Consider the following 17766-nt stretch of genomic DNA (forward strand, 5'->3'; position numbering starts at 1 on the left):
GAAAACAAAGAATATGGTGAAGAAAGAATAATTGAAAAAGGAGATATTGTTAAAATTCAAGATGATCTTAATTTGAAAACAGGCTTTTGTTCTTAATAAAAATGCTGGAAATTTCCAGCATTTTTATTAATGATATGAAGCATTTAATAATTTCAAAAATTTTTCTCTTTCTTGGATGTTTTTTTCATAAAAATCTTTTATGCTTGGTGGGCAAACACTTTTTAATAAATCATCAATTCCATAAACAGTTTCAATAATTGGATAATTATAATATTTTTTTTCAAACATTTCTTTATATAAGGATTTCTTTTCATTAGATAATGATGTAAATACGTTCTCATTATTTAAGAAAGTTTTGTTTTTAATTGATTGAATTAATCTATTTTCATAATTTGATATTTTTTTTTCAAAGTTATTTGTTTCTTTTTGATGTTCTAAAGTTAATGGTTTTGCCATGTTTTTATAATTGTATTCTTTTCCATCAAAAACATATTTTGCTTTTTTAAATTCTTCTGTAACAGTTTGATAAATTAGCCTTTTATCTTTGCACATATAATTACGTTGTTCTGTTTTTAATTTTTCCATTAAAGTTATTCTGCCAAACACATCACAACTTCCATCATCATATAATGCAAAAGATTTACCACTAAATCCTAGACCACTTACCATTAAAAGCCCGAACAATAAACTGTTTAATAATGTGTTTTTCATCATATCATCTCCTAAGAAAATTGAAATTCGTCTTGCATTATACTGCGTTTTAGGCCTTACTGCCAACACCTGTTAAGGTGATGACGCAATAAATCTTGCCCCTTGCTCGCTCACTTCCAATACCGAGGCCGTTTTGCCCCAATCCCCTAACACAATTCGCTCATGCTGCGGTGTGATTTGATGAATATGTTGCTTATGGGTGTGACCGTGAATTAATCTGGTTACCGCAAATTGTTGCATGATTTGCAAAGTAAATTCAGGATTCACGTCCATAATCTCAACAGGCTTTTGTTGCTTATCTGCTTTGCTTTTAGTGCGAATATTCTCGGCAATTTTTAACCGCAGTTTTAAGGGTAAGCATAAAAACAAACGTTGTCGCCATTTTTGATGGACTTTACGGCGGAACTGTTGGTATTTTTCATCATCAATACACAGGGTATCACCGTGACAAATTAGGGTTTGCGTGCCATATAAATCAATTACTTGATAATCAGGTAAAAGCTGTAATCCGCAAGTTGCCGCAAATTGTTGCCCGAGCAAAAAGTCCCGATTACCGCAGATAAAATAGCAGGGAATACCTTGTTGTGTAATCGCACGAATGTGGTTTTGCACTAAGCGAATTAAATCTGAACGTTCATCATCGCCAATCCAAAAATCGAATAGGTCGCCCAGAATATATAACGCCTCGGCTTTTGGGGCTTGCTGTTGCATAAAATCCACAAAAAGTGCGGTTAAATCAGGGCGATTTTCGCTTAAATGTAAATCGGCAATAAACAAGGTTTTTTTCATTTAATGTCCTACCATTAACTGCCACGCATGATTAACCGGATCAATTTCCAATTGTTGTTGATGATGTACATTCAAGGTTGAGCGGTGTCCCACACTGATAATCGTGGTGTGAGGCAAACGTTCATGTAATAAACGATACATGGCATCTTCTAATCCCTCATCCATACTGGCAGAGGCTTCATCTAAGAACGCAATTTGCGGTTGGGTAATCAATAACCGAGCGAATGCTAATCGCTGCTGTTCACCGAGTGAAAGCACCCTTGTCCAGTCATTTTCTTGTTCCAATTTATCGCTTAAATGGCCAAGTTGCACCGCTCGCATGGTGTCTGCCGCTTGGGCGAAATCCACATTATCAGGGGCAAGATTTGGATAAAATAACGCATCAATTAAACGCCCTTGCGGTAAATACGGTTTTTGCGGTAAGAACAGGGCGTTCTGTTGGGGTAAATAAATATCGCCGTTGGCATGCGACCAAAGGCCGGCAATAGTGCGTAATAAGGTGGTTTTGCCTGCACCTGATGGGCCTTTAATTAATAGCGATGAACCCTGTGGCAGATCGAAAGTTAAATCCGCAATGAGGGTTTCGCCCGTTGGTTTTTTCACCGAAACTTGCTCAAAACGCACCGCACTTTCGGTGTGATGTAAGCGTACTTCATTCGGTTGATTGGCCTGATCGATGGCGGAATGGAAACCGGTTAAACGATCTAACACAGCACGATAGCTGGCAAATTCATCATAAGCGTTACGGAAATAAGATAACGCCGATTGGACACGGCCAAAGGATTGCGAGGTTTGAATTAAATCGCCTAATTGAATTTGTTTACTAAAGAATCGACTGGCTTGAATAATAAACGGAAACACCACGGATACTTGCGATACCATTAAGTTAAAGCCGGACAGTTTTAAGGTCATGTGAACCATTTTCCACACGTTGCCAATCACTTTATCAAACTGTTTAAATAGGATATTGCGTTCCATTTTTTCGCCACGGAAAAAGGCAATGCTTTCCGCATATTCTTTAATTCGAATTAGCGAGTAACGGTAGTTCGCATTTAAGCGTTCGTTAGCAAAATTTAACTGAATTAACGGTCGTCCAATACGGAACGCAAACACACTGGTGACGAGCACATAAATAAATACCAAAAACACCATGGCATGCGGTATGGTAAAGGATCCCACGTCCATTGGGCCGGACAGATTCCATAAAATTTGGGTAAAGGCCACAATAGACACCACGGAAGAAATCACGCCGGTGGCAAAACTTAAGGAGCTAGACACATAGGATTGAATATCTTGTTGGATCCGTTGATCGGGGTTATCTAGTTGATTATAAATATATTGTGTTTTGTAATAGGCCTGTTCACCGAGCCATTTATCCACCATTTCTTGGTTGAGTTCAGTTCGCCATTGAATGGTGAAACGTTGTCCGAGATAATAAAGCAATAACACATTGCTGATGTTAATGGTGGCCAACACGGAGAACACCACCATTTGAATCCAGAAAACGTTTTCATTGCTATTTTGCAAGGCGTCATACATGGCCTTGTACCATTCGGAAAACAGAATATCTAAGCGGACGGAAAATAGGTTAAAAAACACAATCACAATAAAATAAGCTAGGGGTTTAACACTGCGTTTGGGCGACAGATAATCTTTCGCCAATGACCAAAATTGTTGTCCCCAATGGGTGGTTTTGACTAAAAACCAGAGTACAGCAGTGAACACAATCGCCGTGATCCCAATGGCTTTTAAGATCCAAAATAGCGAGGTGATTAATTCTTGGGTATAATCCATATAATAATTCAGCAATAAATGTTAAAATAATGCGTTATTTTTCAGCAAATAATGCAATTTAGCAAGGAAAAATGTGATAAACGTCAAATTTTTTCATTTTGCTTATTTTATCTTGTGTGGCTTACATTATAATTGTGGCCAGTTAATTTTAATTTAGGGGGCGTTATGTCTGATATTGCGATCACGATAAGCCTGCTTTCGCTTGTGGCGGTAGTGGGGTTATGGATTGGTCATTGGAAAATTAAAGGTGTGGGACTGGGTATCGGCGGTGTGTTATTCGGCGGTATTATTGTTTCCCATTTCACCCATCAAAACGGGTTAATGTTGGATCCGCATACCTTGCATTTTGTGCAAGAGTTTGGTTTGATTCTGTTTGTTTATACCATTGGTATTCAAGTAGGCCCCGGCTTTTTTGCCTCTTTGCGTGAATCGGGTATGAAACTCAATGGCTTGGCCGCATTAATTGTGTTGTTAGGTTCATTAACGGTGGTGGGGGTTTATCATCTTGCCGACGTGCCATTGGAAGTGTTGCTTGGGATCTATTCGGGGGCGGTGACGAATACGCCATCTCTCGGGGCAGGACAGCAAATTCTGGTGGAGTTAGGCATGACCAACATCACCGAAAAAATGGGGATGTCTTATGCCATGGCCTATCCGTTCGGGATCTGCGGTATTTTGTTAAGCATGTGGTTAATTCGTTTATTCTTCCGTATTAAAGTGGACGAGGAGGCGGAGGCCTTTAATCGAGAAACAGGCAAGGACAAAGAGGCGTTAGAAAAAGCCAATCTGAAAGTGACCAACCCGAATTTACACGGTTTATTGCTTAAAGAAATCCCCGGTTTTGAGGGGCAAGCGGTGCTTTGTACTCGCTTAAAACGTGGCGAAGAAATCGTGGTGCCAAAAGGCGAAACGGAAATTCACTTAGATGATGTGTTGCATTTAGTGGGTGAGGGCCGAGCCTTAAATAAAGTGCGGTTAATTATGGGCGAGTTAGTGGATATTGAGGCCTCGACCATTAAAGGCAACTTACGCTCTGAACGTGTGGTAATTACCAATGAGAAAGTGTTAGGGAAAAGTATTCGTACCCTTGCTTATCATCAAAAATACGGCGTGGTGATTTCTCGTTTAAACCGTTCAGGGATCGAACTCGTGCCAACCGCTAACACAACGTTGCAATTTGGTGACGTGGTGCATGTTGTCGGTGGTGATGACGTGATTGGTAAAGTGATGTCTGATCTCGGTAACATGCAATCCAAACTGCAACATGTGCAGATGTTACCGGTGTTTATCGGTATCGGTTTAGGGGTATTGGTCGGGTCTATCCCATTCCATATTCCAGGTTTCCCTGTGGCGTTAAAACTCGGTTTAGCTGGTGGCCCATTAGTGGTGGCGTTAATTTTGGCTCGAATTGGTTCTATCGGCAAACTCTACTGGTTTATGCCACCGAGTGCCAATATGGCGTTACGTGAAATCGGGATCGTGTTGTTCTTGTCGGTGGTCGGTTTAAAATCGGGGGGCAATTTCGTTAGCACCTTAACCGAGGGGAATGGGCTAGAATGGATGGGGTATGGTATTTTAATTACCTTTGTGCCGTTGGTGTTAGTCGGCATTATTGCTCGCTTGTATGCCAAACTGAATTATCTTTCTATTTGTGGTTTGCTTGCCGGTTCCATGACGGATCCTCCTGCTTTGGCCTTTGCTAATGCGATTAAAGAAGATCACGGTGCCGCACCGTTGGCCTATGCCACGGTTTATCCATTAACCATGTTTTTACGGATAATTTCACCGCAGTTATTGGCGATCTTGTTGTGGTCGATTTAACGGTAATGTATTGAATATAAAGGGCGAACAGATGTTCGCCCTTTTTCGTTATCGCTAGGCCGTGTCTAATTGTCATTTAAACGGACCGATGTGTTCGCAAGGAATCTATTCTCAAAATATTGTTGATAATGACAATGGAATGTGGTAATTTATACAGGTGTATTGGTTGTTACACAATATGAGTGATATATCGGGCTGAAAATTAGAGGGCGTTTGTAAGATGAGCAATAAAAGTAATCCAATCCAGATTTACCAATCTATTGATGGTACAACTAAAGTCGATGTGCGGTTTGAGCAAGAAACAGTGTGGCTGAGTCAGGCCCAAATGGCAACGCTATTTGACACAACAAGTGAAAATATTATTATGCACTTAAAAAATATTTTTGCCGAAGGGGAGCTTGATGAAAATGCAACTACTAAGGATTTCTTAGTCGTTCGCCAAGAGGGTAAACGTCAAGTACAACGTCAAATCAAACATTTTAATCTTGATGCCATTATTTCTGTGGGCTATCGTGTCAAATCCAGTTCGGCAACTAAATTCCGCATTTGGGCAACCGAGCGGCTTAAGGAATATCTGATCAAAGGTTTCACCATGGATGATGAACGTCTGAAAAATCTAGGTGGAGGCCATTATTTCAAGGAATTATTAGACCGTATCCGTGAAATCCGTTCAAGCGAAAAAGTGATGTATCGGCAAGTGTTGGATTTATATGCTACCGCAATAGATTATGATGCGAAGAGTGAAACTAGTATTAAGTTCTTTAAAATTGTGCAAAACAAATTACACTACGCTGCTCACGGCAACACCGCCAGTGAAGTGATTTATTTTAGAGTGGATAGCGACAAACCTTTTGCTGGGTTATCTCATTTTAAAGGTAGTCAGCCTACTCAAGCCGAAGCAATGATTGCTAAAAATTATTTGAGTGAGCATGAATTGCGAGTGTTGAATAATATCGTATCGGCTTATTTTGATTTTGCTGAATTAAATGCGATTGAAGAACGTCCTATGAAAATGACAGATTTTGTACAGGAATTAGATCGGATTTTAATGTCCACTAATCGCAAAGTTTTAACCCATTCAGGCAGTATCTCGCATGATCAAGCCATAGAAAAAGCCAAAATGGAATATCGTAAATATAAGGCGAGAACGCTTGATGATGTGGAAGTGGCTTATTTAGAAACTATCAGCAAACTTGGCAAACAAGCCAAAAAAGTGACGAAGAAGTAGAAAAATTTTATGCTATAACACGACAAATTGAGGAATGGAAAATGACTAAATAAAATCTGCACCCAAATACGTAAGTAATTAGCTTAAATTTCAGGTGCAGATTATACTTAGACAGGCCTAATTATTGGTTTTCAATTTATTCCAATATTTCTCATAAATATCCACAGCGTCGCCCACGTCGCCTTGGAATACGCCTTTTTCCACTTCTTCCGCCGGTGGGAACAATAATGGATTTGCCGCATCTTCCGCTTTTAACAAGGCTTTTGCCCCAGTATTCGGCATAGAAAAGCCCATGCGTTCAATAATACTTTTCGCATGTTCAGGACGGAGCATAAAGTCAATAAATTTGTGGGCCGCCTCAATATTTTTCGCCCCTTTCGGAATGGCGTAGTTATCCATCCAGAAAATGGCTCCCTCTTTTGGGTAAACGAATTTAATATCCGGATTTTCTTTGGCAGCCATATAAGCAGATCCGTTCCAAATCATCCCCAAATCCACTTCGCCTTGAATATAAGGCAATTCTGGCGTATCTGAATTGAACGCCCCCACATTAGGCAACAGTTTAACTAAACGCTCATAGGCCGCCTTAATCTCCTCTTCCTTGGTGGTATTCGGCGATTTACCGTCTAGCAATAACGCAATATGAAACACTTCTCGTGCGTCAGCGGTTAATAACACTTTGCCTTTAAATTCAGGATTCCATAAATCCCCCCAACTGGTCACTTTAGCCGGATCAATTTGGCTGGTGTTTACCGCAATGCCAGTTAACCCATAAACATAGGGTAAGGAATATTGGTTATTGGGATCAAATTCTTTATTTAATAAATTTTGTGGAATTTGTGACAAATTGCTTAATTTGCTGTGGTCGATTTTTTCTAACATACCGTCTTTGGCCATTTTGCCAATGTAATAGCTTGACGGAAACACTAAATCATAGCCGGCTTTATCCATTAACTTCAATTTTGAATACATTTCTTCGTTGCTTTCAAAGGTCGAATAATTGACATTTATGCCTGTTTCTTTCGTGAACTCGGCCACTAAATCTGACGGAATATAGTCCGTCCAGTTATAAATATACAGATCCTCCGCCCAAACTTGGCTAGCAAAAAAAGTGGTGGCGGAAAGCATGAAAGTTTTCATTGAACGAGAAAAGGATTTTTTCATTTACGTTTAGATTCTCCAAAAGTGCGGTTAAAAAATTAAAAGTTTTGTGCTTTATTTAAGCAAATAAAGTATAGCATAGTTTTTACATTGACATCTGCTCTTATCCTTGTAAGATCGGCGAAAATAATTGAAAAAGGCAATTTTATGCTGAACTTTGCACATCAAGAACATATCAACACCTACTATTACGACAGCCGAAATCTCGACTTAAAACAACCGCACTTAGCGGAAAATTTATCCGTAGATGTTTGCGTAATCGGTGCTGGATTATGCGGTTTATCTACGGCATTAGAACTGGCAGAACAAGATAAAAAGGTGATTGTGCTAGAGGGGGCCAGAATTGGCTTTGGTGCCTCGGGACGCAGTGGTGGTCAGGCGATTAATGGTTTTGAAGATGGCATTGATGAATATATTGAGCAATTTGGTTTTGAACAAGCCAAAAGTTTGTGGGAAATGTCGTTAGAGGCCATTGATATTATTGATGAGCGAGTTAATAAATACCAAATTTCATGTGACTGGAAAAAAGGTTACGCCACTTTGGCATTAAACCATCGCCGTATGGACGATTTAATCGCCATTGAAAAAGCCAGCCGTGAAACTTTTGGCTATCCCCATATGCAATTGTGGGATAAGCACCAATTACAACAGCATTTGGGATCAGATATTTATGTGGGCGGTTTATTTGATAGCAATTCGGGGCATTTACATCCGTTAAATTACTGCTTAGGTTTAGCCAAAGCCTGTTTAGATCTGAGCGTACAGATTTTTGAGCAATCGCCTGTATTGGATATGCAAACGCAAGGCAATCAAGTAGTTTTAACCACCGATAAAGCCCAAGTATCTGCTCAACATGTGGTGTTAGCCACCAATGCCTATATTGCCAATTTACCTAAGTCTATTCATCACGGTACCGCTCGGAAAATCTTACCTGTGGAAAGTTTTATTATCGCCACAGAACCGCTCGATCAAGCCACCGCAGATAGCCTGATTAATAACGGCATGTCAGTGTGCGATAATAATTTATTGCTCGATTATTATCGCTTAAGTACAGATAATCGCTTGTTATTTGGCAGTGATAGTAGTTCTAATAAAGATATGGTACAAGTTATGCGAAAAAATATGTTGCATGTTTTTCCGCAGTTGGAACAGACGAAAATTGATTACGGTTGGGGTGGGCCAATTGATATGACCTTAAATTCACAACCTTATTTTGGTCGCATTACACCGAATGTGTATTTTGCTTATGGTTATTCTGGCCATGGCATTGCGTTAACCGGCTTGGCTGGACGGATTATTGCGGAAAGTATTTTAGGGGATGATCACCGTTTACAGGTGTTTGAAAAGCTCAAAATTCCATCCGTGTATGGCGGAAAATGGATTAAAAATCTCGCCTTAAAAATTGGTATTCCTTATTATAAATTTTTGGATAAATACCGCTAGTTTTAGCCATAAATTTATTCGCAAGGTGTGGTGAGAAAATTCATAGATAAGAGGTGAAAAATGGGTGATTTAGAAAAAAGTGAACGACAATCTGCGGTGCAATTTGCTATCGATAACAACAGATTAGAAGGATTAGAACCGAGTGATGAATTTCTGGCTTTCTCCCAAGATTGGATTGACGGAAATTTAACAACAGAAGAATTTGGGGAAAAGATTTATGCATTACATGGTATCAAAGACGTAACGAAAAGGGGAGCATAAGCTCCCCTTTTTTCGGTTTTAAATCTCGCACTTGATGGTAGCTGCACACCTCTAAATAAATCTCGCACTTAATGGTAGCTGCACACCTCAGAATAGTTAAAAACTACCTTGTGTGTGATTTTAATTGATCGTTTATGGGTTGTCCAGAGATGCCGTTAACTTTTTTCATACCAAATCCGATTAACAAAAAACAGCATATTGCCTGATGGCGTGTTCACCCGCACTTCGTCATCTAACTGTTTGCCAATCAAAGCACGAGCCACTGGGGAGTCAATGGAGATCCAATTTTTAGCGGGATCAAATTCATCACAACCCACGATACGATATTGTTTTAATTCACCGCTTTCTGTTTCCAATTCCACCCATGCACCGAAAAAGACTTTGCCCTCTTGTTGGGGGTGATAATCCACGATTTGCAACACTTCCAACCGTTTCATTAGAAATCGTACACGCCGATCAATTTCACGTAAGCGTCGTTTACCGTAAATATATTCGGCGTTTTCACTGCGGTCGCCCATGGCTGCTGCTTCCGAAACGGCTTGTGTAACCTTTGGGCGTTCTTCTTTCCAGAGATACTTTAATTCTTTGTCTAAGGCATTCCAGCCTGAGCGAGTGATGTAGTTTGATTTTGCCATTTAGAGTAAATATGCGTAAAATAAGCAAAATTATAGCATATCCTGTGATCTAAACGCTACGGCTTAACCTGTTGTAGCTATTGCTTAAGCGGCGGAAAAAGGGTATATTCAGCAACATGAATGATTGAAAATTAAGAGGTATTTTATGGGTGGTATTAGCATTTGGCAACTTCTCATTATTGTGGCCATTGTGGTGTTATTATTCGGTACAAAAAAATTAAGAACCTTAGGTTCTGATTTAGGCGAATCTGTAAAAGGCTTTAAAAAAGCCATGGCGGATGAACCAAAAGAGGCGGAATTTAAATCCCTAGACAATGGCGACAACGCAAAAACAGAAGAGACGGCAAAGCAAAAAGAACAGGCATAATCCGTGTTTGATATAGGTTTTTCTGAATTACTGTTAATTTTTATTGTGGGCTTAGTGGTATTAGGGCCGCAACGTATGCCTGTGGCTATTCGTACCGTGATGAAATGGGTGCGGACCGTTCGTGGGTTGGCGGCCAATGTGCAAAATGAATTGGCACAAGAATTAAAATTGCAAGAATTACAAGAGAGTATCAAAAAAGCCGAGCATTTAAATTTAAATGCTTTATCGCCTGAATTAGCGGAAACTGTGCAAGATTTGAAACAATCTGCGGAAAAAATGAAAGCAGAGTTGGATAAACAAGCCAGTGTAGCCAATCATTCGTTGCAAGAACAAATTGAGATTGTGCGTAACCAGAATTATCAAGCGAATCAACAAAATACATCAGAAACAGCGGAAAATCCCACCGCACTTGATAATGCGGAAACAGTTGATGACGAGCTGGCGGAAAATATTGAACATGAATTGTCTTTAGACGAACAGTTGGCACAATATATCGACCAATATCACCCTGCTGAAGATGCTCAACCTGTTAGCCAACAGGAGAACAAATCATGAGTAATGTCGAAGAAACACAGCCTTTAATCTCACATTTAATCGAATTACGTAATCGTTTATTACGCTCATTCATTTTTGTTGCCGTGGTTTTTCTGGCGTTAGTCTATTTTTCTAATGATATTTATCATTTAATTGCGACCCCCTTATTGGATGCTATGCCTGCTGGCTCAACCATGATTGCCACCAATGTGGCTGCACCGTTTTTTACCCCGATAAAATTAACCGCACTTTCAGCGGTGTTTATTTCGGTGCCTTTTTTACTGTATCAACTTTGGGCATTTGTGGCACCAGCGTTATACAGCCACGAAAAACGCTTAGTCTATCCGTTGTTATTTTCCAGTACGTTATTATTTTATGTAGGCGTCGCCTTTGCCTATTATGTGGTGTTTCCCTTGGTATTTAGCTTTCTCACCAAAACCACCCCTGACGGCGTTGCCATGGCAACGGATATTAGCAGCTATTTAGATTTTGTCCTGACCCTATTTTTAGCCTTTGGTGTTTGCTTTGAAGTGCCGGTGGCGATTATTTTACTTTGTTGGGCAGGCGTCACCACGCCAGAAGATCTCAAAGCGAAACGCCCTTATATTATCGTGACGGCTTTTGTGGTCGGCATGTTGCTGACTCCCCCTGATATTTTTTCCCAAACCTTATTGGCCATTCCTATGTGTTTGCTGTTTGAAGTGGGTGTAATCTGTGCCAGATTCTACCGCCCGAAAGAAGATACTGCCGAAACTGAATCCTAACATTCCCTCTCCCTTTGGGAGAGGGCTAGGGTGAGGGTAAAGTGCGGTAAAAAATCAAGAATTTTATAAGTTTTGGAGTAAACAATGACAATACAAATTTTTACAGGCTACCCTGAACGCCGTTTACGCCGTATGCGTAAACATGATTTTAGCCGTCGTTTAATGGCGGAAAATAAATTAACCGTGGATGATTTGATCTATCCAGTGTTTATCATGGAGGGCGAAAACCAACGTGAACCCGTGCCGTCTATGCCAAAAGTGGAACGTTTAACCATCGATCAATTACTGATTGAGGCTGGTTTGTTAGTGAAATACGGTGTGCCAGTCATCGCCTTGTTTCCAGTGGTTGAACAAGACAAAAAATCCTTGTTAGCGGAAGAAAGCTATAACCCTAACGGCTTGGTGCAACGTGCAGTACGAGCCTTAAAATCCGCTTATCCTGAATTAGGTGTATTAACGGATGTGGCGTTAGATCCTTATACGGTGCATGGTCAAGACGGCATTATTGATGACTCCGGCTATGTGTTAAATGAAGAAACCTGTGCTGTTCTGGTTAAACAAGCCCTTTCCCATGCCGAGGCGGGGGCGGATATTGTGGCACCAAGCGATATGATGGATGGCAGAATTGGCAAAATTCGCACCGCACTTGAACAAAAAGGCTTGATTCATACCTTAATTATGGCCTATGCCGCAAAATACGCATCCAATTATTACGGCCCTTTCCGTGATGCAGTGGGGTCATCAGCTAACTTAAAAGGTGGCGATAAGAAAACCTATCAAGTGGATCCTGCCAACAGTGATGAGGGCTTGCAAGAAGTGGCACTGGATATTCAAGAAGGTGCCGATATGGTGATGGTAAAACCCGGTATGCCGTATTTAGATATGGTTTACCGTGTCAAACACCAATTTGGCGTCCCGACCTTTGCCTATCAAGTGTCCGGCGAATATGCCATGCACTTGGCTGCTATTGAAAATGGTTGGTTAAAAGAAAAAGAATGTATTATGGAGGGCTTGTTGTGCTTTAAACGAGCCGGCGCCGATGGGATTTTGACGTATTTTGCTAAACAAGTGGCAGAGTGGTTGTATTTGGAGGGGAAACAGAAATAATATTTTCCCATAAAAAAAGTTGGTGTTAAAAACCAACTTTTTTATATTCTACCTAAGCCTATTGCTCAACACATTCATCTGCTAACAATTTGCCCACACTACTACGTAGGCTATTGTTGTTCGTTTCTTCTAACCATTGCCAGTGAATACTGGTGTAAAATTTCCCCGTTTGGTAAAGTGTGGCGGTCAGCTTTTGCGTTACCCCCTCAAAGGTCAGGTGAATTTCATCAGTTTTTACTTTTTGAGTCTTTTTACTGCTTGCTGTAATGCGGACGACTTTTATTTCTTTATCATCTTTACATTTATACAGACTGGCAGAGCCTTTCTGTGTGGATTTATCTAATGTTACGGCCTTTGGTGTGGGCGTAGCGTATGGGAGCTCAGAGCTTGTTGTACAAGCACTGAGCCCAATAAAAGTGATGAATAAAAGTCGTTTTAACATAATAGGCTTATTTGCTGTATTTATAGGTGCCGTCTGCTTGACGTGTAAAGACAGAACCATCCGATAAACGCATGCTGTTGACACGGCCTTGGCTGACAGAAACCTGTACTTTGTCATTGGCTTTAAAGCTACTTAATACATTGCCTGCACCGTTAGCTTTGGTCATGGCATTGGCATCACGAATATCTAAACCGTTGCTACGGAACACTTGGAACAAGGATGTCCCTTGTGGTACGACTAAGGTTTTTGTGCCAGAAGTTGCGTTTGTACTTGTCGCTTTACTAGCAGATGTATTGGCACTGCTTGCTTTATTGCTTGAGGCGCTGCTACTGGTGCTAGCTGGTTTGGCATCAACCACTGGCGCTGTTTTTGCTTTGCTCGCAGTGGTTTTGGTTTCAGCTTTATGTGCTTGTTGAGCGGCAGCTTTAGCCTGTTCTGTTTTGCGAGCTTGTTCCGCTGCCAGTCTGGCTTGTTCGGCTTTACGTGCTTGTTCTGCTGCCAGTTTGGTTTGTTCAGCTTTACGTGCTTGTTCTGCGGCCAATTTTGCTTGTTCCGCTTTGGCCTGTTCTGTTGCACTGTTCACAGGTTGGCTAGCGGCTGCAACCGTTTCTGGTGTGGTTGGTGCTGCCGTTGTGGTTTCAGCAGTAGCTTGCGGAGTAGGAGTTACCGTAGCCTGTTCTGCTGGTGCGATAGTGCTGTTAGCCGTGGCGTTGTTATCTGCCATGGCGACATTTTCCGTTGTTTCTGGTAGTGGCTCATTTGGATTGAGCGACTGGAATTCAATCGGTGTTGATGAACTGTTATTGGCTTGAATTTCTTCTACGGTATTATTACTTGGTTTTAACCATAATAACGCCAATAAAATGGCTACGGCGCCTGCAATGGCAATAAATAAACGACGGTGTTTAGTTGGTAATTTCTGCATAATTGCCCAGTTTTCAGGGTTTTTATTGCTCGCTTTGCTTGATGTAGGTGGCACAACAGGTTGCTCAACCGAGTCTGCTGTATCCGTTTGGGGAACCGTTGGGCTTTCTGCTGTCGGGGTTTCTACTGTACCGGTTGTTTCCGCCACAACGGTTTCTGCTGCGGTCGGTTGAGTTGGCTCTGTAACGCTAGAAACGGGCGTTGTGACATTTTCTTGACCGTTTTCGTTGCTGACAGACTGTGCTGTGTGAGTTGTATTGAGGTAGTTACCTTGTTGGAAAGAACTTGAGGTAGAATAATGGGTCACATTTTGTGCCATGCTAGCGGAAACATTCGGGCTCGCATTGATATTGTGGCTCGGTGTTGCAGTTGCTTGGGGCGCAGTGGGTTGGCTACCAAATGTTGGCTCTTTACGCACCGCAAATTGTGTCGGCTGGGCGCCCTCTTTTTTGTTAAATAAGCCAGTGACTTTGCTCAAAATCGAATCAGTTTGATTGGTACCCAAATCTAATTCACTTTGACTTGGATTATTTTTTGGTGTGTTTTCCACAATGTTACCTCAGTAAATACTAAACAAAATTGCACTTTACTTTATACCCTAAATAAAGTGCGGTCGAATTTTACTTATTTTAAAGGATCTTTCGTGATTTTCCTAGAATTAACTACGGGGCATATAAAGTTTTATTGGGTTCATGGGCAATTTCACGAGCTAATTTTGGCACTAAATAGCCAGAACTGATTTTTTGTAAATCTCGGTAAATTTTCCCCGCACTTTCATCAGAAAGATAAAAATGGCTTGCGCCCTCGACTTTGTCCAATAAATGCAAATAATAAGGCAGAATCCCCACGGAAAATAAACGATCACTCAGTGCTTTTAGAATATGCGCATCATCATTCACGCCTTTTAATAATACCGATTGATTTAACAAGGTGACGCCCGCTTGTTTTAATTGTGTCATGGCGAGGGCAAACCGCTCATCTATTTCATTGGCGTGATTAATATGGGTGACTAATACCGTTTGAAAACGACTTTCGGTCAAGATTTGGCATAGCTCGTCAGTAATTCGCTGTGGAATCACCACGGGCAAACGAGTATGAATACGCAAACGCTGTAAGTGCGGTATTTTTTCGAGCGCTTTTATCAGCCAGTCTATTTCATGATCTTTGGCCATTAAGGGATCGCCACCTGACCAAATAATTTCCTCAATTTGTGGATTTTCCGCAATATAGTCTAAGGCTTTTAACCAGTTGGCTTTATTGCCTTTATTTTGCTCGTATGGGAAATGGCGACGGAAACAATAACGACAGTTAACTGCACAGCCATTTTTTATCATAAATAACAAACGGTTATGGTATTTATGTAAAATATTGGGGGCGGCAGTTTGCTGTTCTTCAAGGGGATCTTTACTAAACCCCTCTTCCACTAAAAATTCTTGTTGGGCGGTCATCACTTGCAAAAAAAGCGGATCTTGCGGGTTGCCTTTTTCCATTTTCTGCACAAAAGGCAATGGTACACGCATAGGAAATAAACGGCGTGCTTGAATATCTTTTTCAAAGGCATTTATCGGTAAATCCAGCATTTTAAGCAATTTTTCAGGGTCAGAAACCGCATTTGCCAGAATTTCTAACCAATTCTCTGCTTTTTGTTCTTCTCTAATGAGGGGGTTTTGGGTTAAAATACGCACTTTAAAACGTTCTATCTCTAAATTAAGGATAAATATGGCATCATACACTACCACAGACTTTAAACCAGGTCTAAAATTTATGCAAGACGGCGAGCCTTGCGTTATCGTTGAAAATGAATTTGTTAAACCCGGAAAAGGGCAAGCCTTTACTCGTACTCGTATTCGTAAACTCATTTCAGGCAAAGTCTTAGACGTGAACTTTAAATCAGGCACTTCCGTTGAAGCGGCTGACGTTATGGATTTAAACTTAACCTATTCTTACAAAGACGAAGATTTCTGGTATTTTATGCACCCAGAAACCTTTGAGCAATACTCTGCGGACGAAAAAGCGGTGGGTGATGCAGAAAAATGGTTACTTGACCAAGCGGATTGTATTATTACTTTATGGAATGGTACACCGATTTCTGTGACGCCACCAAACTTTGTGGAATTAGAAATTGTGGATACTGACCCAGGTTTGAAAGGCGATACCGCAGGTACAGGTGGTAAACCGGCCACATTAAGCACAGGCGCTGTGGTGAAAGTGCCTTTATTTGTTCAAATCGGTGAGGTGATCAAGGTAGATACTCGTTCAGGTGAATATGTTTCACGTGTGAAATAATTTAATGGAATATCAAAATAGCACGGATAACCGTGCTATTTTTTTATCTATTTTACAATCACATTCAATTCTTCGGTGGATGGCCACGCATTGATCACCGCTTTGACCAAGGTGGCCAACGGAATAGCAAAAAACACGCCCCAGAATCCCCATAATCCACCAAAAATTAACACCGAGACAATGATGGTTAAAGGATGTAAATTAACGGCTTCTGAGAACAAAAATGGCACCAGTAAATTGCCGTCAAGTAACTGGCTAACGACGTACGCAATGATAATATACCAGAATGTAGAATGATCGCCGAATTGAAAGAATGCCACCAAAGCCACAGGCACACTGACTAACACGGCCCCCACATAAGGCACTAACACAGACACACCCACCGCAACGGACAGCAAAAGCGGGTAATTTAAGCCAAAGAACAGGAACACAATATAGGTTACAAGGGTGACAATCGCAATTTCAAACAGTTTGCCACGAATATAATTGGCAATTTGTAACTGCATTTCTTGCCACACTTTATTGGCAAGATGACGGTTTTGCGGTAAAAATTGGGTAAAGGATTGAATTAATATATTTTTATCTTTTAACATAAAAAACATCATTAACGGCACTAAAAACGCATAAATGCCAATGGTGACCAAGTTAACAATAGAAGAAAGTGAAAATTTCACCGCACTTTCGCCAAAGGCAAGGATTTTGCTCCGTGTCGCCGTAAAGATTCCCTCAACCATTTGCGCATCCACAAATTCGGGGTGGGTTTCGGGTAACTGCATCGCCCATTCATGCAGTTTGTTAAACATATTCGGCAAATCGCTTAATAAATTCAGGGTTTGGTTAATCAAGTTAGGGAGCAAACCAAACGCCAGTAATAGGGCGAATGTGATAAAGCTGCCTAAGACCAGAATAATCGACAGAATGCGAGGCAAGGCAAATTTGTTGGATAGAAACTGAATGGGAAATTCCAACAAGTAAGACAATACGATAGCGATTAACAAGGGGGCAATCAGGTCGCTAAAAAAATAAATAGCGATAAAGCAAAATAATAAAATAGCCGCCAATCCCATGGCTTGAGGATCGCTAAATCGGCGCATGTACCAACTTTTCAGCATTTCTATCATAAATCGCTCCTTACATAATTTTTTCTTGATTATAAGTTAAAATTTGCCTGAATTACATATATAATAACCAAGTTTATTTATCAGAGAGGAAAATATGGCAAAGAAAATACACAGTTTGCCTGTTGTGGCAGACATGCAAGGCTCCACGACCTACCAACATGGTCGAGGCGTGATTCGTGATAATGCGATTCAAGCGTTATTACATGATCGATTATTTCGCCAACGAGTGGAAAAGAAGCACAAAGGTAAAGGTAGCTATCAACGCAAGGCGAAACATGCGACGAAATGGACTGAAAAGCCCGATAATAAGATTTCTTGGATAAGAGATTTTATTATCGGGTTTTTATTTTTACGCACCATTTAATTAACAAGGAAATT

The 17766-nt window shown here is 40.7% G+C and carries 19 protein-coding genes; 10 read left to right on the forward strand and 9 right to left on the reverse strand.

The genetic code is table 11. The annotated features are described in order from the left end of the window. Positions 1–126: 126 nt before the first annotated feature. The 3 genes from ACTG7L_RS02495 to ACTG7L_RS02505 all read right to left on the reverse strand — a co-directional run bounded on the left by ACTG7L_RS02495 (position 127) and on the right by ACTG7L_RS02505 (position 3294). Positions 127–714: a hypothetical protein gene (locus ACTG7L_RS02495; protein ID WP_439256973.1), complete on the reverse strand. Its 588-nt coding sequence runs from the start codon at positions 712–714 to the stop codon at positions 127–129. Between the two features lie 69 nt (positions 715–783). Then, positions 784–1500: a UDP-2,3-diacylglucosamine diphosphatase gene (gene lpxH / locus ACTG7L_RS02500; protein WP_439287359.1), complete on the reverse strand. Its 717-nt coding sequence runs from the start codon at positions 1498–1500 to the stop codon at positions 784–786. Further along, positions 1501–3294 (reverse strand): ABC transporter ATP-binding protein/permease, encoded by a 1794-nt coding sequence (locus tag ACTG7L_RS02505; RefSeq protein ID WP_439287360.1) that lies wholly within the window; start codon positions 3292–3294, stop codon positions 1501–1503. Between the two features lie 165 nt (positions 3295–3459). On the opposite strand from ACTG7L_RS02505, the gene ACTG7L_RS02510 reads away from it, so the two are divergent. Together ACTG7L_RS02510 and ACTG7L_RS02515 are read left to right on the forward strand one after the other, a co-directional pair. Next, positions 3460–5115, forward strand: coding sequence for a putative transporter (locus ACTG7L_RS02510; RefSeq protein ID WP_439256970.1), 1656 nt, complete (start codon positions 3460–3462; stop codon positions 5113–5115). A gap of 220 nt (positions 5116–5335) precedes the next feature. After that, positions 5336–6343 carry a virulence RhuM family protein gene (locus ACTG7L_RS02515; RefSeq protein ID WP_439287361.1) on the forward strand — a complete coding sequence of 336 codons (1008 nt, stop codon included), beginning with the start codon at positions 5336–5338 and terminating at the stop codon, positions 6341–6343. Positions 6344–6460: 117 nt separating this feature from the next. On the opposite strand, the gene ACTG7L_RS02520 is transcribed toward ACTG7L_RS02515, so the two are convergent. Continuing rightward, positions 6461–7507 carry an extracellular solute-binding protein gene (locus tag ACTG7L_RS02520; protein WP_439287362.1) on the reverse strand — a complete coding sequence of 349 codons (1047 nt, stop codon included), beginning with the start codon at positions 7505–7507 and terminating at the stop codon, positions 6461–6463. 144 nt (positions 7508–7651) lie between these two features. Here ACTG7L_RS02520 and ACTG7L_RS02525 point away from each other — a divergent pair, with 144 nt between their 5' ends. Then, positions 7652–8947, forward strand: a complete 1296-nt coding sequence (locus ACTG7L_RS02525; protein WP_439287363.1) for an NAD(P)/FAD-dependent oxidoreductase — start codon at positions 7652–7654, stop codon at positions 8945–8947. Positions 8948–9007: 60 nt separating this feature from the next. Continuing rightward, positions 9008–9208: an antitoxin VbhA family protein gene (locus tag ACTG7L_RS02530; protein ID WP_439287364.1), complete on the forward strand. Its 201-nt coding sequence runs from the start codon at positions 9008–9010 to the stop codon at positions 9206–9208. Between the two features lie 155 nt (positions 9209–9363). Here the strand turns inward: ACTG7L_RS02530 and greB are convergent, their stop codons facing one another. Next, entirely contained in the window at positions 9364–9843 is a 480-nt protein-coding gene (gene greB / locus ACTG7L_RS02535; protein WP_439287365.1) for a transcription elongation factor GreB, read from the reverse strand. Positions 9844–9988: 145 nt separating this feature from the next. Here greB and tatA point away from each other — a divergent pair, with 145 nt between their 5' ends. From tatA to hemB, 4 genes are all read left to right on the forward strand, one after another. Next, entirely contained in the window at positions 9989–10210 is a 222-nt protein-coding gene (gene tatA / locus ACTG7L_RS02540; RefSeq protein WP_439256964.1) for a Sec-independent protein translocase subunit TatA, read from the forward strand. Positions 10211–10213: 3 nt separating this feature from the next. Next, complete coding sequence (gene tatB, locus ACTG7L_RS02545) at positions 10214–10765, forward strand: Sec-independent protein translocase protein TatB (protein WP_439287366.1); 552 nt, start codon at positions 10214–10216, stop codon at positions 10763–10765. Further along, positions 10762–11508: a twin-arginine translocase subunit TatC gene (tatC, locus tag ACTG7L_RS02550; protein WP_439256962.1), complete on the forward strand. Its 747-nt coding sequence runs from the start codon at positions 10762–10764 to the stop codon at positions 11506–11508. Before tatB ends, tatC begins: the two co-directional genes overlap by 4 nt. 84 nt (positions 11509–11592) lie before the next feature. After that, positions 11593–12615 (forward strand): porphobilinogen synthase, encoded by a 1023-nt coding sequence (hemB, locus tag ACTG7L_RS02555; protein ID WP_439287367.1) that lies wholly within the window; start codon positions 11593–11595, stop codon positions 12613–12615. Between the two features lie 58 nt (positions 12616–12673). Here the strand turns inward: hemB and ACTG7L_RS02560 are convergent, their stop codons facing one another. The 3 genes from ACTG7L_RS02560 to epmB all read right to left on the reverse strand — a co-directional run bounded on the left by ACTG7L_RS02560 (position 12674) and on the right by epmB (position 15666). Next, positions 12674–13057, reverse strand: coding sequence for an MliC family protein (locus ACTG7L_RS02560; RefSeq protein WP_439287368.1), 384 nt, complete (start codon positions 13055–13057; stop codon positions 12674–12676). 7 nt (positions 13058–13064) lie between these two features. Beyond that, the gene (locus tag ACTG7L_RS02565) at positions 13065–14531 is read right to left on the reverse strand and encodes a LysM-like peptidoglycan-binding domain-containing protein (protein WP_439287369.1); all 1467 of its coding nucleotides are present in this window, start codon (positions 14529–14531) and stop codon (positions 13065–13067) included. A 112-nt stretch (positions 14532–14643) separates the two neighbouring features. Further along, complete coding sequence (epmB, locus tag ACTG7L_RS02570) at positions 14644–15666, reverse strand: EF-P beta-lysylation protein EpmB (RefSeq protein WP_439287370.1); 1023 nt, start codon at positions 15664–15666, stop codon at positions 14644–14646. 34 nt (positions 15667–15700) lie between these two features. Here epmB and efp point away from each other — a divergent pair, with 34 nt between their 5' ends. Continuing rightward, positions 15701–16267 (forward strand): elongation factor P, encoded by a 567-nt coding sequence (efp, locus tag ACTG7L_RS02575; RefSeq protein ID WP_132300040.1) that lies wholly within the window; start codon positions 15701–15703, stop codon positions 16265–16267. Between the two features lie 47 nt (positions 16268–16314). On the opposite strand, the gene ACTG7L_RS02580 is transcribed toward efp, so the two are convergent. Next, positions 16315–17388 carry an AI-2E family transporter gene (locus tag ACTG7L_RS02580; RefSeq protein ID WP_439287371.1) on the reverse strand — a complete coding sequence of 358 codons (1074 nt, stop codon included), beginning with the start codon at positions 17386–17388 and terminating at the stop codon, positions 16315–16317. A 94-nt stretch (positions 17389–17482) separates the two neighbouring features. Between ACTG7L_RS02580 and ACTG7L_RS02585 the strand changes: the two genes are divergently transcribed. After that, positions 17483–17752 carry an alternative ribosome-rescue factor A gene (locus tag ACTG7L_RS02585; RefSeq protein WP_439287372.1) on the forward strand — a complete coding sequence of 90 codons (270 nt, stop codon included), beginning with the start codon at positions 17483–17485 and terminating at the stop codon, positions 17750–17752. The last annotated feature ends 14 nt before the right edge of the window (positions 17753–17766 follow it).

It is taken from the genome of Lonepinella sp. BR2357 (assembly GCF_051851525.1).
Lineage (GTDB): Bacteria > Pseudomonadota > Gammaproteobacteria > Enterobacterales > Pasteurellaceae > Lonepinella.